A 20,228-nucleotide genomic window follows, 5' to 3' on the forward strand; every position below is an offset into this window, starting at 1 on the left:
CCACGGGCCCTAGAAGCGAGCGGAAAAAAATGAGTACTGTTGGATTTATCACCCGTGATCTTTCGGGGACCACCCGTCAAAGCACTTTTTCAGAGGGTTCCCCCTCACTTCTCAATGTCACGCACTCCAAGGATATTTCGCTGAACCTCAGCGCCTCGGACATCGACAGCTATGTACGACGGGGATCCGATCTCCACCTCGTGCTGGCTGATGGCCAAATACTAGTGCTGCAGAACTACTACAGCAATGGCACAGCCGGAGGCAAAAACCTGTTCCTCAGCGAGGACGGGAATTTCGTCGAAGTTGTCCTGGAAGACAAAGCCGAGGGCGCGCTGTTTGCCAGCTACGAGCCATTGGATCTTTCCGGCAAGTGGTCTGCCTATGATGACATGGTCTTTTTGGATGTTGACCGCATCGAGCCGGTTATTGCTCCCTTGGCAGCCCCACTCTTTGGCGGTCTCGGCGCAGCTGGCGCAGCAGCCGGTGTCGCCGGTGCCGCAGTCGTCGCTGGTGGCGGTGGCGGAGGTGGCGGCGGCGGTGGCAATCTCATCATTCCTACCGTAGATAACCCCGATGCGACCTATCCTGTTGCGGGCTCAACCACGGATCCGGTTGTCATCACCGGCACAGGTACGCCAGGAGCTGAGGTCGAAGTCAACGTTGGCGGCGAGACACAGACAGGCACCGTCAAGGAGGATGGCACCTGGGAAGTAACCTTCCCGGTCGTGGCCCTGCCAATCGATGGCAACTATGACACCACCGTCAAGGTCGTCGATCCCGATGGCACAACCCATGATCTGGATGGCCCTACGGTCATCATCGACACCACCCCACCAGATCTGGACGTCACCAGTGGCACGCAGTCCACTGGCGATATTGTCAATGGCAGCGAACACTCCTCCGGCACCGTGATCACCGGCACAGGTGAAGCAGGCGCCAGCGTCAGTGTTGTCATCAACGGCCACACCCAGACCACAACAGTTGCTGCAGATGGCAGCTGGGCAGTGACCTTTAGCCCGGGCCAGATTAATACTGGTGAATACACCACAGGTGTTTCCATCACCACGACAGATGATTTTGGCAATAGCGCCAACTTTACTGAAACACTGGTCGTTGACACGATTGCGCCGCCCATTGGTATCAACACCGTTGAGGGCGACAACATCATCAACTTGGCTGAAGCCTCCGATGGTGTCATCCTGTCGGGAACCGGTGAGGCCGGGGCCTCGATCTCGGTTCTGTTCCAGGGCGTTACCCAAACAACGACCGTGGCCAGCAATGGCACCTGGTCTGTTGGCTACAGCAGCGCGCAGATCACTGGCGGCAACAATTATGCCAGCACCGTTGAAGTCACCTCCAGCGATGCCGCCGGAAACAGCACGACCAGCAGCCACACGGTCCATATTGATACCGAAACCAGCGCCACACTGAACGGCGGCTTTGCCGGTGCGGACAATATTTTGTCCGGCCCCGAAGCCCAGGGCGGTGTCCAGCTGACCGGCACAGCCGAGCCCGGCTCCACTGTTCAGGTGTTCTTTGGCACCGCTGGCGCCCAAAACGCCACGGTAGATTCTGCGGGCAACTGGACGGTCCTAATTCCGCAAAGCTCCATTCCGACCGGCAAAACCGATGTCGACATCGAAGTGCGCGCCACCGATGCTGTGGGCAACACCGATGTCGTTACCCGCACCCTTGCGATCGACACCGAGGTGGATCCCTTCAGCGTCGAGGCCAATCAGACCGCCAATGACGTGGTCAATCAGGATGAGCTGAACGCCGGCTTTGCGCTCCAGGGCACCGTTGAGCCGGGCTCTGAGGTGATCGTGACGATCCGGGGCGTCGCAAAAACCGCCACCGTCGATGCAGCGGGCAACTGGAGTGCTGAATTCTCGGGCAGTGATCTGCCGGCTGGTGAGTATTCTACCACGGCTACGATTGTTGCAAAAGATCCCGCAGGAAACACCAGCACCCTGACAGAAAGCTTCGAAGTCGATACCGTCTTTGAAGCCCCAGTTCTGGACTCTGTTACCTATGAGATTGGCAGCCAGGACGTCAGCGAAATCAGCGTCGAAGGCATCGCCGGAGCGGGTGAATCCATTACCGTTAAGGCACTCGAAGGCGATGGGTCTGTTTCCAACCCAGGCGTGACTGTCTCTGAAGGGGGCGGCATCACGGAGTTTGATTTCTCCACAGCCATCCCTGACGGTACCGACCTGGTGGTGACCAATGTTGACTCGCTGGGCAACGGCTCCAGCACCCTGCTTGTTCTCGAAGACAACGCCACCACGGCCAGCACATTGGATCACGCCTCTCTGGGTCAGTTCAACATTGATGAGTTGGACCTCGGCGCGGCCAGCAATGTTTCCCTGGTTCTGACCGAAGCGGATATCAAGGCGCTGTCTGAAAACTCGGACACCCTGACCATCCACAGTGGGTCAACCCCGGGCGACGACAGCGTGACCGTGACAGGGGCGACCCTGGAAGGCACCCGCAATGTCGACGGCGAGAACTACAATGTCTACACCGTCGGCACCGACGGCGCGACCCTGATCATTGATCAAGACGTCACCGTCATCATCTGATCAATTGGACCGGCACCGTTCCTGACTGCTGCCGGTCCCAACCAAAACCCTACAAAAGGGCGAGGGGCAGTATGCAACTGGCACGACCCATTGGCGCATTGGCACTTATGTGCAGTCTTTCCGGCTGCGCCGATGGCATGCCCTTCTTTGCGGGCAAACCCGGTGACGAGACCGAGGTCTCTCGGCGCGGCGGCAATTTTGTGCAGCCCGAAGGTGAGGCCAGGTCACAAGTTATCTCGACCCTGCTTGAGCGCCGCTCGCTGCTGGCCGAAGATACTGTATATAACGCCGTCGCCGAAGCCGCGGTGGCGGCCTCTGCCCGCGCGTCCGAGGCAGAGCTGATCAGCGCCAAACTGCGCGCCGAGGCAGAATCGAAAAACTGGCTGTCCTCGATCGGCCCTTCGGTCAGCCTGACCGACCTGGGCGATCTTGTGGCTGGCATGCTTATTCAACAGGTTCTTTTTGACAATGGGCGCCGCAAAGCCGAACGCGCCTTTGCAGCCGCCGATGTCGAAGTCGCTGCGGTCAATCTTTCGGTTGATATGAACGAGCGGGTCGAAGATGCCGTGGGGCTTTATCTGGCCGGGCTGCGCGGTGATGAGAAAGCCGCCTACAACAGCCGCGCCCTGACCCAGATGCAGGAATTCCGCCGCATCGTCGCGGGCCGGGTTGATGGCGGGTTGTCCGACCGCTCTGATTTGAATGTGGTCGACAGCAAGATCAACGGCATGCGCAATGCCCGCACCACGGCGCAGGATGCGGCCACCACCGCCCGCGCCGAGCTCACGGCGATGACCGGGGAAAGCTTTTCGGAAAAACCCGGCAAGCTCGACCTGGGCACCCCCCCGGACACAACGCAGTATCTTTCAGTGCTGAAATCCCAGGCCGTCGCCAATCGTGGCGTGGCGGAAGCGGTGATTGGCCGCGCCGGGCTCTTGCCGCAGATTGCTGCGGCCGGCAATGTCACCTCTGATGGCTCCGGCGCGGGGCTGACCCTGGATTTGGCCGAACCCCTGGGGCTTGGCACTGGCGCGGCTCTGAAAGCCATCGAAGTCTCCAAAGAAGCCGCCCGCCGTCAGATTGGCGAATCCGAAGAAGACGCGCGGCGCAGCTATTCCCGTCAGGTGCAGCGACTGGCCTCCTACCAACGTCAGACCGCCGAGACCGCCTCTTTGGCGCGGGCCAGCCGCGAAACATACAGGCTTTTCAAAGCACAGTTCGAGGCGGGCCAGCGGCCTGTGATGGATGTGGTCTCAATCTACGAAGAACTGGTTCAGCGCGAGCAGGACCATATCGAAGCAAAATACGAAGTTGTGTTGATCCAGCTGATGCTGGCAAGTGACATGGGCCTACTGGCGGATGGGGATAAGATTTGACCGATACAACCTTTCCACCCCGGCCCGGATCGACCCCGCAAGCCAACTCCCCGTCGCGCAAACCAGGCAGCCCCCGGCTGCGGGCTGTCCCCCCCAGCCCGGCGCCGTCCTCGGCTGCGGCTCCTGTTGCGGGTCAGATTATTGACGCCCCCGGCGCTGCGACCGCAAAACACCGGCACGCCACGGCAAACCAGCCTGCAACAGGGTTGGCCCATCAGCCCCCCACGGCTGCTGCCCGCTCCACCCCCCCTCAACAAACAGAAGTGGCAACAGGCAACCGCCGCGAAGTTGGCACCCTGATCGAAGGCGCCTCCGCCCGCATTCAGCACCGGGCGACCCTGATTGCGACACTTGCCTCGTTGAAGGGCACAGAGGCCCATGCCGGCGATATCGCCAGCTTCATGTGGAGCAACAACCCGGGCGACTCTTCGGCCGAAAGCCTGGCCCAGGCTCTGGGCTCCACCGGGTTGCAGGTGAAACTGCAACGCCGACCAGAGCTGACCCCCGGCGACTGGCCCGCCCTGGCGATGATGAAGGGCGGCCAATGTGTGCTGGTTCTGGGTCAGGACCAGGGGCGGCTCACCATTTTTGACACCACCTGCCCCGACAATCGCACCGAGGTGCCGTTGGGCGAGTTCACTCCATTTTTCACCGGCACCCTCCTGGTTGCGCGCCCCTCGCTGAAACAAATGGCCGCGCGCCACACGCCACAGCTGGAAAGCGACCACTGGTTCTGGGGCGAGTTCCCCAAGTACCGCCGTCAGGTGGGCGAAATCATGCTGGGCTCATTGGTGGCCAATATTCTGGCCGTCTCTGTCGCGCTGTTCTCGCTACAGGTCTATGACCGGGTGGTTCCCCATCAATCCCATGCGACGCTTTGGGTGCTGGCCCTTGGCGCATTTCTTGCGATTATGCTGGAAGCGCTGCTGAAAGTTGCCCGTGCCCGGCTGACAGATGCCGCCGGACGCCAGATCGAGTTGTCGGTGCAGCACAATCTGATGCGCCGCCTGATCGGCATGCGGTCGGACAAGAAACCGCTGCCGCCGTCGGGGTTGTTTGCCGCGATGCGCGATTTTGGCGCCGTGCGTGAATTCTTCACTTCCTCGACCATCTCCACCCTGGCCGATATTCCCTTTATCGCCGTCTTCCTGCTGCTGGTGGCCTCGATCGCCGGCCCCATCGTCTGGGTGATCATGGTCGGTGGCGTGCTGATGCTGCTGCCGGCCTATTTCATGCAGCGCAAGATGATCGCGCTGACCCGCCAGACCCAAGGCGCCAATGCCAAGGCAGGCCGGTTGCTGCATGAGGTCATTACCGAACTTGACACCGTAAAAACCCAGCGTGGCGAAGACCGCGTGATGCGGAACTGGGATGAGCTGAACGTGCTGTCGTCGCACTCCTCAACTGAGCAACGCCGTCTGGCAAGCGCTCTCACCTTTTGGTCCCAGGGCATCCAGCAGGCCACCTATATCACCGCTGTGGTTCTGGGCACGCTTCTGGTTTTTGCCGGTGAATTCACCGTCGGCACAATCATTGCCACCGGCATCCTGACCAGCCGCACTCTGGCACCGCTGACCCAGTTTGCCGCCACCATGGCGCGCTGGAGCAACGTCAAGGGCGCTCTGGAGGGGCTGGAGGCCATCGCCAGCGCCCCGCAGGAGATGGAGGCCGAACGCAGCTACCTGCGCCGTGAGCAGCTTCAGGGCCGCTTTGAGCTGCGCGAAGTTGTGTTCCGCTACGACGAAGACGCCGCCCCGACCCTGGATGTTCCCGGTGTTGCCATCACCCCCGGCCAAAGGGTTGCGGTACTGGGTGTCAATGGCTCGGGCAAATCCACTTTGATCAAGCTGTTGTCAGGGCTTTATTCCCCAGATTCAGGCCGCATTATGATTGATGGCACCGATATGGGCCAGATCGACCCACGCGATCTGCGTCGCAATATCGGCTACCTGAGCCAGGACGTGCGGCTGTTTGCGGGCTCGCTGCGCGACAACCTCAACCTCAATCAGCTGGAGCGCGACGATACCCGCCTGATGGCTGCTTTGGACTTCTCAGGCCTGGGCGCCTATGTGCGCGGTCACCACAAGGGGCTGGATCTGGATATTGGCGATGGCGGTGGCGGCCTGTCGATTGGACAGCGCCAGTCCATCGGCTGGGCACGTCTGTGGCTGCAGAACCCGTCAGTCGTGTTGTTGGATGAGCCAACCGCGGCGCTGGATCAAACGCTGGAGCGGACCCTGGTCAGCCGCCTGGAAACCTGGCTCCAGGGCCGCACAGCCGTTATTGCCACCCACCGGATGCCCATCCTGTCACTGACCAACCGCACCCTGATCCTGCAGGACGGGCGCATGGTGGTGGATGGTCCCCGCGACAAGGTTCTGGCCCATCTCGCCGCTGGAGAGGCTAAATGACCTCATCCGCGCATTACGATCTTGCCGAAAGCGCCCGTGGCGCCAGCCGCATTGTCTATCTGGTTGGGGCAGCCCTGTTGCTGTTCATCGGCTGGGCGGCCTTTGCTTCGGTGGATGAAATCGTGCGCGGTGAAGGCGAAGTGGTCTCCTCCTCGCGGGCGCAGATCGTACAGAACCTAGAAGGCGGCATTCTGGCCGAGCTCCACGTGCGTCAGGGGGACGAGGTGCGCGCCGGGCAGATCCTGGCCAAGCTGCAGGACACCAAATTCCGCACCATCGCCGATGAATTGCAGGACCAGATCGACACCCTGGAAATCAAACAGTTCCGCCTGGAAGCAGAAATGGACGGGGCCTATGAGTTTACCGTCCCTGATGCCCTGGCCAACCGCTCGGCTGAGATCCTGGCTTCTGAGCGGGCCTTGCTGAACGCCCGGCAGGGGGATTTTGACAGCCGCCGCACCAGCGCGCGCAAGATCCTCGACCAGCTGAATGACGAGCTGGCGAATATGCAAAATCTCTATGAGAAAAACATCGTCGCCTTGATCGAGGTGAACCGCTCGCAGAAAGCGGCCACCGATGCCCAGGCCAAGTTCAACGAGATTGGCACCCAGAACGAATTGAAACTGGCTGAAGAATACTCAGAGGCCCTGCGTGAGCTGGCCTCGCTGCGGCAGGATCAGCGACTGGCGCTAGACCAACTGAACCGTACGGTTATCACCTCGCCGATGTCCGGCATCGTCAACAGCCTGGGCGTCACCACAATTGGCGGCGTTGTGCGCCCCGGTGAAGAGATTTTTGAAATCATTCCAATGGGCGAAGAGCTGTTTGTCGAAGCCCGCGTCAAACCCAAGGATATTGCCAGCGTTCAAACCGGTCAAAAGGCCACCATCAAGCTGTCGGCCTATGACTATACCATCTATGGCGCGCTGAATGGCGAGGTCGATTTTGTCTCGGCGGATACCTTTGAGGACGAACGTAATCCCCGCGCCGAACCCTTTTATCGAGTCACCGTCCGGGTTGATCGTTCTGATCTGACCGAACGCCAGCAGGGCATCGAAATCCGTCCAGGCATGCGGGCCACCGCAGAATTGCAAACCGGATCAAAGACCGTGCTGAAATACCTGTTGAAGCCTCTGTACAAATCTCAAGAGGCCTTTCGTGAACCATAGACACGCATATCACGGCCCGGCCCCAGCAGCGGATGCAACAACATTTTGCCCGCTGTCCTGTTCTTCCCGGCTGTCCCTGACAGCCTGTCCTCTACGGTCCAGCCGTTCAGGACTGCGCCCCAATGGTCCTCTGCGCCTTGGTGCCCCGGCTTCCCACCGCCATTCTGGCAGCAGGTCGCGTGGGAACGTCGCTAAGGAGGGACGTATCTGTCGTCAGCCGGCCTGCTGCATCAAGCGCCACAGGGTTGAATCCAGCGCGGTTCCAATCGACACTGGCCTGTTCCCCATCGCGGCCTTGGCAGAAACCACCGAAACCAGTGTGGGCGATCGACCAGGGTTCACCTGTAGAACCGGTGCGCCTGAGGCTCCAAAATCAACCAGACATGACATTACCAAGGTTGTGCGCTGTCTTGCCAGAACCTCGCAACTGCGTTCCAAACTGGGGCGCGTTGCATGATTGAAGTTATAAGACAACACGCCTACTGCGTCTCCGCGATTGGCATTCAGGGACATGCTCAACGGCTGGATCTGACTCGAACTGATCGGTCGAGACAGACGGAGCACCGCAATGTCGCTGCCCATCAGTGTGTCGCCTCTTTCACTGTGGCGATATCCAGGATGCACCACTGCTTTGGCAATGTTGCGTGCAGCCTTGGCACGTCGCCCCACAAGGCCCGCTTCAAATTTGATCGTCGTCGGATCAATCGCGCGTCCAGTTACCGGATCATACAGGCAATGGGCCGCGGTCAGTACTAAATTTGGCGCAATCAAGGATCCGGTACACATATTGCGTCCCGAAATATTCAGACGTCCAACCGCTTCCCACCCAGGTAGCGATCTTGCTCCAAATTGCGGATCATCCGCCCTCGCGCCGCTGGTCATACTTGCAAGCAAGCAGGCCGCAGCCACAGCGATTATTTGTTTCATTTTCCACTCCAAATTCCCACATCGACATGTTTGTTCAGTCGTGCGGCTGGAATGGGGCCCAATCTTGTGCGTGGTGGACGAAATCGTGGACAGAATGTGGCAGCGTTAACAATTCCCTAACCCCCCGGTTATTGATGCTGCAGAATGGTGCTAAAACAGAGCAAAAGACCACCTGACGTTAAGACTCTTCTTAAGATTTTAGCCAAACACCTGTAAAAACGTGCATTTTTGTCTCGTTCATGCGCCCTAAAATACCTCTTGGACCACAAGACTTCGGTAAGAATTCGGTGGACTGCTGCCAAAAATCACCCAATTGAGGCAAGAATCAGCCACGATTCGCATCGCAGCTCCTTCTGGATTCTCTTTCCAAATCCATAATTGCGCCTCGCTTCGTTAAGGTGTCGTCCTGCCGCAATAAGAGAGGCTGCGCCACGGGTCAGCCAGCTACATCCGGCTGACTGTTTGTCCGCCCCCCGGCTACGCAGGGAACGCCGCCCCCTCCTGAGCCTTACTGGGGCTTCCGTGTCCAATGCCGCTGAGCCATGGCGCCCGGTCACGGCATAACCTCGCTTAGGAACCCTTAATCTAGGGCCGCCTGGGCAATCCACAGAAGACCAGCAACAGCGGAGCCTCTACAGCGCAGTCAAAACCTTTGGAGATGATACAAAAACGAACAGGCCTGCCGACCGTGTTGCCACGAAAAATGTCCCGCCTGTCCTATTCACGACCTGCCGTGGGCAGAGCCAGCAGCAGCTAGCCCTGCTCCCCCAGAGGAAAACGCGACCGCCGCACCCGGGTTTTAAAATCCTTGCGCCCATAGCGGGCCGTCACGTCGGCCGCGTAGACGGCAATCAGCCGTCTGCCAACGGCGCCACGGAACGGCTCGCGGACAAGTCCCAGCAAACTGGTGGGGAGCCCGGCTCTTAATATTTCCACTTAAGAAGACACCGATTTCCCTTGAGGCAAATCACCAATAGCGCGCCAAGGCGGCGGCACGGCGCCTCCTCAGGGCAGCAATGCCAGGCGCTCAAGGAACAGTGATTTTACCGCTTGCGCGTCGACATTGAGACAAACCGAAGTCGCGGCCCGGCTGCCTTTGTCCGCTTCGACTGTCGCGCCAGAGGTCTCTCCGGTACAGGACACCCGGACCGGCAGTTTCTTGATCTCAAACAAGGTCGGGTGGCTGCAGGCAATCACCGCTGCCGGATCATGCAGGGAGCAGCCGTCAAATTTCCCCACGGTTTCATAAAAGTGCAGATAGAACTCTGACATCTTCTGCAACATTCCCCCCAATGTCGGCGAGCGGGCCGCAATCGAGCTGAAATCGGCCTCGGTACACAGAATTTGATGGGTCACATCCAGCCCAACCATCACCAGATCCGCGCCCGAAGCAAAGACCACATCCGCCGCATGGGGGTCGTGGTAGATATTCGCCTCGGCATGAGCGGTGATATTGCCACCTTCCTCCAGCGAACCGCCCATAATGACAATCCGCTTGAGGTTTTTGACAAACTCAGGGTCGCGCTGAATGGCCAGGGCGATATTGGTCAAAGGACCGATAGGGCACAGCACCAGCTCGCCCCGGTGCTCGCGAGCCATGCGGGTCAGAAAGTCCGCGGCCTCCTCTGCTACCGGCGCGCCTATGGGCTGCTGGGCTGGGATATCGCCAAAACCTTCGTCGCCGTGAACCTGTGCTGACGGCGAGAACGGCGGCAAAGACAAAGGTGCCTCGGCCCCATGGGCCACCGGCACCTGCAAATCTGCGGCTTCGAGCAGGCGCAGGGCATTTCGCGTGGCAATCTGGGTGGTGACATTGCCAAAAACCGTGGTGAGCCCCAGAAGCGAGATTTCCGGCGCCGCCGCCGCGTAAAAGATCGCCATGGCATCATCAATGCCGGGATCCGTGTCAATTATCAGTTTAATCATGGCTGTCTCCACTTGGCGCCCCCGGCCGGCCTAGCATTTGCGCCCGCTGCGCTTCAAGCCCCGCCCCCAATTCAAGACCAGGGTTGCCAAAGCGGCACCTGTCCAATCAAAAGAAAACCCCCATACAGTTACACTGCATGGGGGAGCATATCGGCAAAATGGCCGTTGATAGGCCAGGATCACACTGCAAAAGCGTTTAGGTATTGAACAAGAAGTGCATCACATCGCCGTCTTGAACGATGTAGGATTTACCCTCGGCGCGCATCTTGCCGGCCTCTTTGGCGCCCTGTTCGCCATTGCAGGCAATAAAGTCCTCATAGGCAATGGTTTCGGCCCGGATAAAGCCCTTTTCAAAGTCGCCGTGGATGACACCGGCAGCCTGCGGCCCAGAGGTGCCCTGACGAATGGTCCAGGCCCGTGCCTCTTTGGGGCCGACGGTGAAATAGGTTTCCAGGTGCAGCAGCTCGTAGCCCGCACGAATAAGCCGGTCGAGTCCGGCTTCTTCAAGACCCATTTCCTCAAGAAACATCTGAGCTTCGTCTGCATCAAGCTGGCTGATCTCTTCTTCGATCTGCGCCGAAATTATCACATGTGAATTGCCCTGGGCCGCCGCCATTTCCGCAACTTTGGCAGAATGCGCGTTCCCTTCGGCTGATTCCGACTCACCGACGTTGCAGACATAGAGAACCGGCTTGGTGGACAAGAGCTGCAGCATCTTCCAGGCTTTGGCGTCTTCTTCGTCCACTTCTACCAGGCGGGCAGGCTTTCCCTCTTCCAGCATTTTCTGGGCTTCGGCCAGAAGACGCTCTTGTTGCTGGGCCTCTTTGTCATTGCCTTTTAGCTTGCGTACCAAATTGGCACGGCGCTTTTCGATGCTCTCGAGATCCGCCAGCATTAGCTCGGTCTCGATGGTTTCCGCATCCGCAACCGGATCAACGCGCCCGTCGACATGGGTCACGTCGCCGTCCTCAAAGCAGCGCAAAACATGTGCAATTGCATCGGTTTCGCGGATATTTGCCAAGAACTGGTTGCCCAGGCCCTCGCCTTTGGAAGCGCCTTTTACCAGACCGGCAATATCGACAAAGGTCATCCGGGTTGGGATGATCTGCTTTGAACCGGCAATCGCCGCCAGTTTGTCCAGGCGGCTGTCCGGCACGCCAACTTCACCCACATTGGGCTCGATGGTGCAGAACGGAAAATTCGCGGCCTGCGCCGATGCGGTTTTGGTCAATGCGTTGAACAAGGTCGACTTGCCGACGTTCGGCAGGCCCACAATTCCCATTTTAAAGCCCATCTCGGCCTCCTGATGCCATTTGGCAATGGCTTCTAGGCAGCATTGCGTCCCGGCGCAAGGTAGCATCGCCCGCCGAGCCTTGCCTGACTTCACGCGCAGATCTCTTGACCCGCAGCAGCACACTGTTAAATGTGAATTCTTCACTTATGATATCATAAACGTGTGCGCAGGTTTAAATCGCCGATTCTTATCCTACCTCCTCCCAAGTTCCATGACGTTTTGAGGAAAGACATGAAAAACAGAATTCTTCTCTCTGCGGTTCTCACCGCAGGGCTCGCGAGCTCCGCCTTTGGCCAGGAGATCGTTCTTGGCGCAGGCTACTCCGACTATTCACTGAATGGCGCAGAAGATGGCGCGATCCTGTCACTGGAGTACAACCATCGCCCCTTTTATGAAGGCAATGTCTTTTCCGCACGACTGGCGGGCGCGGTTGAAGTGGTTGACACAGGGGATGCCTTTGTAGGGGGCGGCCTAAGTGGCAAATGGGACCTGAAACAGGATTGGTTTATCGAGGCCAGCGTTTTGCCTGGTGCCTTTATTGAAGGCACTGCCTTGAACGATCTCGGCTCTACCTTTGAAATCCGCAGCCAACTGGCGGTGGGCAAACAGTTCAAGAACGGCAAGGCCCTGTCTCTGGCGCTCAGCCATAAATCCAATGCCTCGACAGCCACCATCAATCCTGGTGTGAATAGTTTGACCCTGCGTTGGCATATTCCGCTGAACTAGCGGATCAAAACGCAAATGGGCTCAGCCTCGGGATTGATTTCCTTTGCAACTTTCGGCACACCGGAGCGGTAAGTTGCAAGAGGCCTGACCATGACCCGTATTGATGCCAAATTCGCCGAACTCAAAGCTGCCGGCAAAAAGGCCTTTGTCTCCTATGTCATGGCTGGTGACCCAGACTATGAGCGCTCGCTAGAGCTGGTAAAGGGCCTGCCAGCGGCGGGTGTCGACATTATCGAACTTGGCCTGCCCTTCACCGATCCCATGGCCGACGGCCCAACTATTCAGCTGGCAGGCCAGCGCGCGCTTGATGGCGGAATGACCCTGGAAAAAACGCTGCAGCTGGCCGCTGAGTTCCGCAGGGATGACAACACCACCCCCATCGTTTTGATGGGGTATTACAACCCGATCTACAGTCGCGGTGTCGACAAGTTCCTGCTGGATGCCAAAGCCGCCGGCATTGACGGGTTGATCGTGGTGGATCTGCCCCCTGAAGAAGACGATGAACTGTGCATTCCGGCACAAAAAGCGGGTTTGAACTTTATCCGTCTGGCAACCCCAACAACCGATGACAAACGCCTGCCCACCGTGCTGCAGAACACCTCTGGGTTTGTCTACTATGTCTCCGTCACCGGCATTACCGGTTCAGCCGAAGCCCAGGCGGGCGATGTCGGCCCCGAAGTGGCCCGTATCAAAGCTTCGACTGATCTGCCGGTCATCGTCGGGTTTGGCATCAACACGCCAGAAAAAGCACAGAACATTGCCTCGATCTCTGACGGGGCCGTGGTTGGCAGCGCCATCGTCAGCCAGATGGCAAGCGGCAAGCCGGTGTCTCAGGTGCTGGGTTTTGTAAAATCCCTCGCGGATGGCGCCCATCGGGGCTAACTATTTTCACAGTTCCGGAACAAGACTGGGTCGCGCCTTTGGGTGCGGCCTTTTGCGTTTTGGGAAGGGCACTCTGAGTGTTGCAGTGAGTGCTCAAAATTGGTAAGGAAACCTTACCACACCAAAGCGAGGGTTTATCCGTGCCGGTAATCACCAATATTCAGGATCTGAAACGCATCTACGAACGGCGGGTGCCGCGGATGTTTTTTGACTATGCGGAAAGCGGCAGCTGGACCGAACAGACCTTTCGCGAAAACACATCTGACTTTGAACAGATCCGCCTGCGCCAACGGGTTGCGGTAGATATGTCAGGGCGCAGCACTGCCGCGCAGATGATCGGTGAAGATGTCGCCATGCCCGTGGCCCTGGCGCCGGTTGGGCTGACTGGCATGCAACATGCCGATGGTGAAATCAAAGCCGCCAAAGCCGCCGAAGACTTTGGCGTCCCCTTTACACTGTCGACCATGTCCATCAATTCGATCGAGGATGTCGCCGAAGCAACAACCAAACCCTTCTGGTTCCAGCTCTATACAATGAACGACGCAGACTACGTGCGGCGGCTGATCCAGCGGGCCAAGGATGCCAAATGCTCGGCCCTCGTGATCACCCTGGATTTGCAGATCCTCGGTCAGCGGCACAAGGACCTGAAAAACGGTCTGTCCGCCCCGCCAAAGCTGACACCAAAAACCATCGCCAATCTGATGACCAAATGGGCCTGGGGCATCGAAATGCTTGGCGCTAAACGACGTGAGTTTGGCAATATTGTCGGCCATGTCGACGGTATCTCCGATGCCTCTTCGCTGGGGGCCTGGACTGCGGAACAGTTCGACCTGTCGCTGGACTGGGACAAGATTGCCAAGCTGAAGGAAATGTGGGGCGGCAAGGTGATCCTCAAGGGTATTCTGGATGCCGAAGACGCCAAGATGGCAGTCAAAGTCGGGGCAGATGCAATCGTTGTCTCCAACCACGGCGGCCGCCAGCTGGACGGCGCGCTGAGCTCGATCCGAATGTTGCCGCAGATCATGGATGCGGTTGGCGGTGAGGTCGAGGTCATCCTGGACAGCGGCATTCGCTCAGGCCAGGACGTGCTGAAATCGCTGGCCATGGGTGCCTCTGGCACCATGATTGGCCGCGCCTTTGTCTACGGGCTGGGCGCCATGGGACAAAAGGGCGTCACCAAGGCGCTGGAGGTGATCCACAAAGAGTTGGACACCACCATGGCGCTCTGTGGCGAGCGCGACATTGCCAACCTCGGGCGGCACAATCTGCTGATCCCCAAGGATTTTGAAGGCGACTGGCAGGACTGAACCCATTAGAAAATCCGGTCCTGAAACCAGATCAGGGCCGGATAGGCACAGAGCCAGATCCAGAAAAACCGGTTCAGCCCAAAAAAGCAGGCGTTGGAAAAGTGAAACCCGGCAGCACACAGTAGCGCCAGCTTCAGCGCCACCGGATCCAGCAGAGCCAGCGGAAAGACCAGCTCGAACAGGATCACCGCCCAGCCCATCACAAACAGAAAACGCGGATGATCCGCCAACCTCCGCAGTCCCTCGCTCACCGGATAGGCGGAAAAGCGAAAGACATCGCGCAGGGCCTCCCCGCAGCGCCATTCCGGGTTCACCACCTTGACCAGGCCCGAGACAAAATATGACAGCACCAATTGCACCGCCAGATAAGACAGTGCCATCTCCTGCCAGAACGCTGTTGGCGCCAGATGGGCCAGGCTCAGACAGCTGAGTATCAGCATGGTCATCTTGTCGCTGCCGCCATTATAGGGCCCCTGATAGCGCCAGAGCATGGCCAGGCTGATCCCCCAAAGCCCCCAAACAGGCCAGGCGCCGCCAATGCCCAGCCCCATGACAACACAAAGCACCAGGCGCGGCACAAAGATCATCCGGTCCCGCAGCCCCAACGCACCCAGTGCCAGGTGCTCCAGGCTTTGCTGAGCAATGGCGAAGGCCAGCAAAAGCTGCATCCAGTCCATCGCCTGCCCCGCTGAAAGCCCCTGCTGCAAGAAACTCAGGCCACTCATCCCACCGCCTCCTGTAGGGTGATCAGAGAAACAGGACTGCTTTCATATTCCACCAGCTTGACGATCTGGCCCTGCTCACGCGACACAAACACAAGGCGAAACTGCAGCTCTTGTTGTCCGGCAGGTAATAGCCGCGCAACCCGAAGGTTGATTTCGTCGACGCTATGCTGACTGGGCTCATCAATCAGACGCTCAGAGCAGCTGACCAGATAGAGCTGCTCATTCCATTCCGGGTTCCACAGCATGCGCCGCAGGATTTGACCAAGCCCAAGATGCCCAGGCCGCGGACGGTCCTCCTGCCAGTCCCCGACCCGGCCAGCCTCTATCAGGCGGTATTCAATCCGCGGCGAAGGCGCCACGGTCTTGAAAAACCGCCAGGAAGGAATCACCGTTGGCAAAAAGAGGGAAAACAGATGCAGCACCTCAGCAGGCTCCGGAGAATGAACAGGGTTTCCAGACTAACCTATGGCCTTTAATACTTCCCTTAGCACCGGCGGCGTTGCCGCTACCCATATCTGTGCAACGCCTCGCGACAGATCACCTTTTGCAGTCCCTTTCATTTGGACGAAAATATCCCGGCGAAAGGTCGCAGTCCGGGGGCAGCGCCCGCAACTGGCAGTTCAAGCGAATGCCCCCTTGCGAGAATCCCAAATCCCCTGTAAGCGCAGGCCTTCACGTGGAGTGACAGCCTTGGAGGCACTCCACCTAGATATATTGGAGAATACAAATGGCAAAAGAGATTCCTGATCTCGTCGCCGAGGAACGTGCGGGGACGGGCAAGGGCGCCGCTCGCGCAGCACGTCGTGCTGGCATGGTTCCTGGTGTTGTTTACGGTGGTGACGCGGATCCCCTTTCGATCCAGATCCCGTTCAACGTTCTGTTGAAAAAGCTGAAAGCCGGCAAGTTCAAGTCCACCCTGTGGAACCTGAAAGTTGAAGGCCAGGAAGACGTGCGCGTGATCTGCCGCGACGTTCAGCGTGACGTTGTCAAAGACCTGCCCACGCACCTCGACCTGATGCGCCTGCGCCGGACTTCGGAAATCAACCTGTTCATCCCGGTTGAATTCATCAACGAAGACACCTGCCCCGGCGTCAAAAAGGGCGGCATGCTTGCTGTTGTTCGCCCCGAAGTCGAGCTGGTTGTTACCGCAGGTGACATCCCTGAGAAGCTCACCGTTGATCTGGCGAACAGCCAAATCGGCGACGTGATCACCATCTCCTCGATCGAGCTGCCCAAAGGCGCGCGTCCAACAATCGACCGTGACTTCGTTATTGCAAACATCGCAGCACCTGGTGGCATCTCTGCCGCTGACGAAGACGAAGAAGCCGGCGAAGAAGCCGCTGCAGCTGAAGAGTAAAATCACCTCCCCTTTGGGATGTGATGAAACGGGGTCCTGCGGGGCCCCGTTTTTTTTGCGCCTACCTTTGCGCCTGCCCCTGTGTCCGTTTCCGCTGTGTCCGTTTCCGCTGCGTCTGTTTCCGCTGCGTCTGTTTCAAAGGGGTGTGTTTCGGCTGCGGTTTTTTCAGCAGCTTGGCGTTTTGTCGCCCTCGCAGCAGCTGAACGCCAAGCCCCCGTCGAAAGTCAAACAAGCCATAAATCCGCAAAAACTGTCCAAAAAAAGGGACAAGCTCTAAAGAGAATCCTGCTTTGTGAAAACCTCTCGTTTGCCTTTTCCAGCCAGGCTCCCATCTGTCTAGAGTAAGGGGTGATGTGTGATGTTAGATCGGTTGGAGCAGGAAGAGGCCAAGCTGCGCAGAAGACTTTTGTTCCGGATCTTGCGTGGGTTCAACTTTGATGCCCCCAGATTTCGCGGCGAGATCATATCCGATCCTATTCCCCGTCATCTGCTGGGCAAGGATGCGGACTATTCCCTACCACAGCGCGGCGCCCACGGGCTCTGAGCAGCCCAGGGGGCCAAGACACCGATTGCCAGTGTACAGATCAAACCTGCTCCCTCGTTGGGATTTCGACCTCCTTCGGACCGCGGCTCTGGATATTTGCTTCGAACCGCGCCATATAGCCTCAAGCCCCATGACCGGTTGCCAATCTGACTGGCACGCGTACAGTCAGGGATCGCAAGCACCCGAAACCTGGGATGAAACAGGCTATGAAACTCTTTGTTGGGCTCGGAAATCCCGGTGCCAAATATGCCCGCAACCGGCACAATATCGGCTTTATGGCGCTGGATGAAATTGCTTCTGACCATGGGTTTTCGCCCTGGAAATCAAAATTTCAGGGCCAGATCTGTGAGGGCACACTGGGGGGCATCAAGGTCTTGCTGCTCAAGCCCCAGACCTTCATGAACCTCTCTGGCCAGTCCGTTGGCGAGGTGATGCGGTTTTACAAGCTAACCAGCGCAGATGTCACCGTATTGCACGATGAGTTGGATCTGGCGCCGGGCAAATGCCGGGTCAAACAGGGCGGTGGCCATGCCGGCCACAACGGGCTGCGTTCGTTGCATTCTCATATCGGAGCGGACTATGCCCGGGTCCGGCTGGGGGTGGGACACCCTGGCCACAAAGATGCGGTGGCAGGCTATGTGTTGCGCGACTTCCCCAAGGCGGATGAGGCCTGGCTGGATGATCTGCTGCGCGGTATCTCGGATGGGGCTGCGGCGCTGGCCGCCGGGGATGGTGGCAAGTTCATGAACGCAGTGTCGCTGCGGGTGGCTCCACCACGCAGCTCTGGCGGCTCAAAACCGCCCACCGGAAAGAAACCCGCCCCCCAACAGGATGCCCAAAAACCTGGGTCACAACACGCTTCGGAACCTGCTGCCCCTCCTGCGCCCCCCAAAGCAGCCGTAGAGCCGGATGATCGATCTGCTCTGGAAAAGCTGGTAGATAAGTTCAAATAACGCCCCCCCTTTTGCACCTGCCTTTGCAGTCGCCTCTGGGCGGGGACGCCCCGTTTTGCCACGAATAGACGCGTCAGCAGGATCAATATCAAAATGTTCCGAAACCTGGCTAGAATGTTGTAGGCTAAACCCATGAAACAGGATCAAAGCATAAATGTTCTGGGCGGCGCGCTGGCGCCCTGCTCCCTGGCGCCGCTCACCGGCTTTTTTCGCGACGGGTATTGCAACACCTGCAGCCAAGACCAGGGCAGCCACACGGTCTGTGCCGTCATGACAGCCGAATTCCTCGCTTATTCAAAATATGTCGGTAATGATCTCTCCACAGCGCGACCCGAATTTGGCTTTGCTGGATTGAAGCCCGGGGATCAATGGTGCCTCTGCGCCGGGCGGTTTTTGCAAGCCGCCCACGAAGGTTGCGCGCCGCTTGTCTGTCTTGAGGCGACACATGCGCGGGCCCTCGACATTGTGCCTTTGTCGCTGTTGCAAAACCACGCCGTCAAGACATCAGACCCGCGCCCCTAGCGGCGGCGGTAGTGCCTTTATCGGGCAGCCGCAGGTCCGTTCTGCAGAACCCCTGAAGCAGCTGAACGCCGCCCCTGGTGGTTTCCGGGGCGGCTCTTTTCCTTTGATTACAAGGCCTGGACTGTGACCGGTTAGTCTTCCAGATCCCGCCCCTCTTCCGTGTCGGACATGTCAAAGCCCAAATGGCGCGCGACGGTAAAGACATCTTTGTCGCCGCGCCCGCACATATTCATCACGATGATATGGTCCGATGGCAGGTCAGGTGCGATCTTCATCACGTGGGCCAGCGCATGGCTGGGCTCCAATGCCGGGATGATACCCTCCATTGCGCAGGACAGCTGGAAGGCCTCCAGGGCTTCCTTGTCGGTGATCGAGACATATTCGGCGCGGCCCGTATCGTGCAGCCAGGAATGCTCTGGCCCGATGCCAGGGTAATCCAGACCAGCAGAGATCGAAAAGCCCTCACGGATCTGACCATCATCGTCCTGCAACAGATAGGTGCGGTTGCCGTGCAGCACACCAGGGCGGCCCCCTGTCAGCGAGGCACAGTGCTGCATCCGGTCATCGACGCCCTTACCGCCGGCTTCGACGCCGATGATCTGGACCGATTTGTCATCCAGGAAAGGATGGAACAACCCGATGGCATTGGAGCCACCACCGATCGCTGCAATCAGCGTATCTGGCAGGCGGCCTTCGCCCTCTTGTTCGGCCAGCTGCCACCGCACCTCTTTGCCAATGATCGACTGGAAGTCACGAACAAGCGCCGGATAGGGATGCGGGCCTGCAGCGGTCCCGATGCAATAAAAGGTATCGTTGACGTTGGTTACCCAGTCGCGCAGAGCGTCGTTCATGGCATCCTTGAGGGTGCCGCGCCCCGAAGTCACCGGAATGACTTCAGCGCCCAGGAGACGCATGCGGAAGACATTGGGGGCCTGACGTTTCACATCATGGGCGCCCATGTAGACCACACATTTCAAACCAAACTTGGCGCAGACAGTTGCCGTAGCAACCCCGTGCTGGCCCGCGCCGGTTTCCGCAATGATGCGGGACTTGCCCATGCGCCGCGCCAGCAGGATTTGGCCCAACACATTGTTGACCTTATGCGCGCCGGTGTGGTTCAGCTCGTCGCGCTTCATGTAGATTTTGGCACCACCCAGATGGGTGCTCAGGCGCTCAGCGTGGTACAGCGGGCTGGGACGGCCAACATAGTGCTTCCAGAGGCTCTCCATCTCTGCCCAAAAGCTGGGATCATCTTTCGCCCGGTTATATTCCTCTTCCAGGCTGAGGATCAGCGGCATCAGGGTTTCCGAGACAAATCGTCCACCAAAGATGCCAAAGCGACCTTTTTCGTCAGGTCCGTTCATAAAGCTGTTGAAGAGATCGTTTGCCATGGTTCTTCCCCTTGTCGAAGCACTGGTCGCTGCGCCCGATATGACTAGCCTGCGGGCGGCGGCGGGTAAAGGGAGGCAAGGAAGGATTCTATCTGTCGGGCTTCAGATTTACCCAACGGCCCATGGACTGCTGATG

Annotated in this window: 17 protein-coding genes; 11 read left to right on the forward strand and 6 right to left on the reverse strand. The window is 58.6% G+C overall.

The genetic code is table 11. The annotated features are described in order from the left end of the window. The first annotated feature begins 29 nt into the window (after positions 1 to 29). From JZI28_RS14575 to JZI28_RS14590, 4 genes are all read left to right on the forward strand, one after another. Positions 30 to 2,582, forward strand: a complete 2,553-nt coding sequence (locus JZI28_RS14575) for an Ig-like domain-containing protein (protein WP_375698076.1) — start codon at positions 30 to 32, stop codon at positions 2,580 to 2,582. Positions 2,583 to 2,653: 71 nt separating this feature from the next. Continuing rightward, positions 2,654 to 3,958: a TolC family protein gene (locus JZI28_RS14580; RefSeq protein WP_375698077.1), complete on the forward strand. Its 1,305-nt coding sequence runs from the start codon at positions 2,654 to 2,656 to the stop codon at positions 3,956 to 3,958. Then, a complete protein-coding gene (locus JZI28_RS14585; RefSeq protein WP_375698078.1) occupies positions 3,955 to 6,369 on the forward strand; it encodes an ATP-binding cassette domain-containing protein in 2,415 nt (804 codons plus the stop codon). The genes JZI28_RS14580 and JZI28_RS14585 overlap by 4 nt, the downstream gene beginning before the upstream one ends. Continuing rightward, positions 6,366 to 7,538, forward strand: a complete 1,173-nt coding sequence (locus JZI28_RS14590) for an HlyD family type I secretion periplasmic adaptor subunit (protein WP_297339618.1) — start codon at positions 6,366 to 6,368, stop codon at positions 7,536 to 7,538. Before JZI28_RS14585 ends, JZI28_RS14590 begins: the two co-directional genes overlap by 4 nt. Before the next feature lie 213 nt (positions 7,539 to 7,751). Here the strand turns inward: JZI28_RS14590 and JZI28_RS14595 are convergent, their stop codons facing one another. The 3 genes from JZI28_RS14595 to ychF all read right to left on the reverse strand — a co-directional run bounded on the left by JZI28_RS14595 (position 7,752) and on the right by ychF (position 11,685). Further along, a complete protein-coding gene (locus JZI28_RS14595; RefSeq protein ID WP_375698079.1) occupies positions 7,752 to 8,465 on the reverse strand; it encodes a trypsin-like serine peptidase in 714 nt (237 codons plus the stop codon). 1,005 nt (positions 8,466 to 9,470) lie between these two features. After that, the gene (locus tag JZI28_RS14600) at positions 9,471 to 10,391 is read right to left on the reverse strand and encodes a nucleoside hydrolase (protein WP_375698080.1); all 921 of its coding nucleotides are present in this window, start codon (positions 10,389 to 10,391) and stop codon (positions 9,471 to 9,473) included. Positions 10,392 to 10,587: 196 nt separating this feature from the next. Then, positions 10,588 to 11,685: a redox-regulated ATPase YchF gene (gene ychF / locus JZI28_RS14605; protein WP_295451260.1), complete on the reverse strand. Its 1,098-nt coding sequence runs from the start codon at positions 11,683 to 11,685 to the stop codon at positions 10,588 to 10,590. 231 nt (positions 11,686 to 11,916) lie between these two features. Here ychF and JZI28_RS14610 point away from each other — a divergent pair, with 231 nt between their 5' ends. The 3 genes from JZI28_RS14610 to JZI28_RS14620 all read left to right on the forward strand — a co-directional run bounded on the left by JZI28_RS14610 (position 11,917) and on the right by JZI28_RS14620 (position 14,600). Then, positions 11,917 to 12,411: an acyloxyacyl hydrolase gene (locus JZI28_RS14610; RefSeq protein WP_375698081.1), complete on the forward strand. Its 495-nt coding sequence runs from the start codon at positions 11,917 to 11,919 to the stop codon at positions 12,409 to 12,411. Between the two features lie 90 nt (positions 12,412 to 12,501). Beyond that, positions 12,502 to 13,293 (forward strand): tryptophan synthase subunit alpha, encoded by a 792-nt coding sequence (gene trpA, locus JZI28_RS14615; protein WP_375698082.1) that lies wholly within the window; start codon positions 12,502 to 12,504, stop codon positions 13,291 to 13,293. 140 nt (positions 13,294 to 13,433) lie between these two features. Further along, the gene (locus JZI28_RS14620) at positions 13,434 to 14,600 is read left to right on the forward strand and encodes an L-lactate dehydrogenase (RefSeq protein WP_375698083.1); all 1,167 of its coding nucleotides are present in this window, start codon (positions 13,434 to 13,436) and stop codon (positions 14,598 to 14,600) included. A 5-nt stretch (positions 14,601 to 14,605) separates the two neighbouring features. Here JZI28_RS14620 and JZI28_RS14625 read toward each other — a convergent pair whose 3' ends face one another. Together JZI28_RS14625 and JZI28_RS14630 are read right to left on the reverse strand one after the other, a co-directional pair. After that, positions 14,606 to 15,325: an HTTM domain-containing protein gene (locus tag JZI28_RS14625; protein ID WP_375698084.1), complete on the reverse strand. Its 720-nt coding sequence runs from the start codon at positions 15,323 to 15,325 to the stop codon at positions 14,606 to 14,608. Continuing rightward, complete coding sequence (locus JZI28_RS14630; protein ID WP_375698085.1) at positions 15,322 to 15,747, reverse strand: hypothetical protein; 426 nt, start codon at positions 15,745 to 15,747, stop codon at positions 15,322 to 15,324. Before JZI28_RS14630 ends, JZI28_RS14625 begins: the two co-directional genes overlap by 4 nt. Positions 15,748 to 16,052: 305 nt before the next feature. Here JZI28_RS14630 and JZI28_RS14635 point away from each other — a divergent pair, with 305 nt between their 5' ends. The 4 genes from JZI28_RS14635 to JZI28_RS14650 all read left to right on the forward strand — a co-directional run bounded on the left by JZI28_RS14635 (position 16,053) and on the right by JZI28_RS14650 (position 18,701). Continuing rightward, complete coding sequence (locus tag JZI28_RS14635) at positions 16,053 to 16,682, forward strand: 50S ribosomal protein L25/general stress protein Ctc (RefSeq protein WP_295451279.1); 630 nt, start codon at positions 16,053 to 16,055, stop codon at positions 16,680 to 16,682. Between the two features lie 358 nt (positions 16,683 to 17,040). Then, entirely contained in the window at positions 17,041 to 17,226 is a 186-nt protein-coding gene (locus JZI28_RS14640; protein ID WP_295451282.1) for a peptidyl-tRNA hydrolase, read from the forward strand. A 206-nt stretch (positions 17,227 to 17,432) separates the two neighbouring features. Continuing rightward, positions 17,433 to 18,179 (forward strand): aminoacyl-tRNA hydrolase, encoded by a 747-nt coding sequence (gene pth, locus JZI28_RS14645; protein WP_375698086.1) that lies wholly within the window; start codon positions 17,433 to 17,435, stop codon positions 18,177 to 18,179. A 132-nt stretch (positions 18,180 to 18,311) separates the two neighbouring features. Continuing rightward, positions 18,312 to 18,701, forward strand: a complete 390-nt coding sequence (locus tag JZI28_RS14650; protein WP_375698087.1) for a DUF2237 family protein — start codon at positions 18,312 to 18,314, stop codon at positions 18,699 to 18,701. Between the two features lie 131 nt (positions 18,702 to 18,832). Here the strand turns inward: JZI28_RS14650 and trpB are convergent, their stop codons facing one another. Continuing rightward, on the reverse strand, positions 18,833 to 20,092 hold the full coding sequence (gene trpB, locus JZI28_RS14655; RefSeq protein WP_375698088.1) for a tryptophan synthase subunit beta: 1,260 nt from the start codon (positions 20,090 to 20,092) through the stop codon (positions 18,833 to 18,835). Positions 20,093 to 20,228: the final 136 nt, after the last annotated feature.

Origin of the sequence: Pseudophaeobacter sp. TrK17 (genome assembly GCF_042192375.1) — a bacterium.
In the GTDB taxonomy this organism is placed as follows: domain Bacteria; phylum Pseudomonadota; class Alphaproteobacteria; order Rhodobacterales; family Rhodobacteraceae; genus Pseudophaeobacter.

What these genes read in the sequence shown, in the direction of transcription:
- trpA (WP_375698082.1), top strand. Translation starts at nt 12,502, where the DNA reads ATGACCCGTATTGATGCCAAATTCGCCGAACTCAAAGCTGCCGGCAAA.
- JZI28_RS14575 (WP_375698076.1), top strand. Translation starts at nt 30, where the DNA reads ATGAGTACTGTTGGATTTATCACCCGTGATCTTTCGGGGACCACCCGT.
- JZI28_RS14640 (WP_295451282.1), top strand. Translation starts at nt 17,041, where the DNA reads ATGTTAGATCGGTTGGAGCAGGAAGAGGCCAAGCTGCGCAGAAGACTT.
- trpB (WP_375698088.1), bottom strand. Translation starts at nt 20,092, where the DNA reads ATGGCAAACGATCTCTTCAACAGCTTTATGAACGGACCTGACGAAAAA.
- JZI28_RS14650 (WP_375698087.1), top strand. Translation starts at nt 18,312, where the DNA reads ATGAAACAGGATCAAAGCATAAATGTTCTGGGCGGCGCGCTGGCGCCC.
- JZI28_RS14600 (WP_375698080.1), bottom strand. Translation starts at nt 10,391, where the DNA reads ATGATTAAACTGATAATTGACACGGATCCCGGCATTGATGATGCCATG.
- JZI28_RS14610 (WP_375698081.1), top strand. Translation starts at nt 11,917, where the DNA reads ATGAAAAACAGAATTCTTCTCTCTGCGGTTCTCACCGCAGGGCTCGCG.
- JZI28_RS14595 (WP_375698079.1), bottom strand. Translation starts at nt 8,465, where the DNA reads ATGAAACAAATAATCGCTGTGGCTGCGGCCTGCTTGCTTGCAAGTATG.
- ychF (WP_295451260.1), bottom strand. Translation starts at nt 11,685, where the DNA reads ATGGGCTTTAAAATGGGAATTGTGGGCCTGCCGAACGTCGGCAAGTCG.
- JZI28_RS14590 (WP_297339618.1), top strand. Translation starts at nt 6,366, where the DNA reads ATGACCTCATCCGCGCATTACGATCTTGCCGAAAGCGCCCGTGGCGCC.
- JZI28_RS14625 (WP_375698084.1), bottom strand. Translation starts at nt 15,325, where the DNA reads ATGAGTGGCCTGAGTTTCTTGCAGCAGGGGCTTTCAGCGGGGCAGGCG.
- JZI28_RS14635 (WP_295451279.1), top strand. Translation starts at nt 16,053, where the DNA reads ATGGCAAAAGAGATTCCTGATCTCGTCGCCGAGGAACGTGCGGGGACG.
- pth (WP_375698086.1), top strand. Translation starts at nt 17,433, where the DNA reads ATGAAACTCTTTGTTGGGCTCGGAAATCCCGGTGCCAAATATGCCCGC.
- JZI28_RS14580 (WP_375698077.1), top strand. Translation starts at nt 2,654, where the DNA reads ATGCAACTGGCACGACCCATTGGCGCATTGGCACTTATGTGCAGTCTT.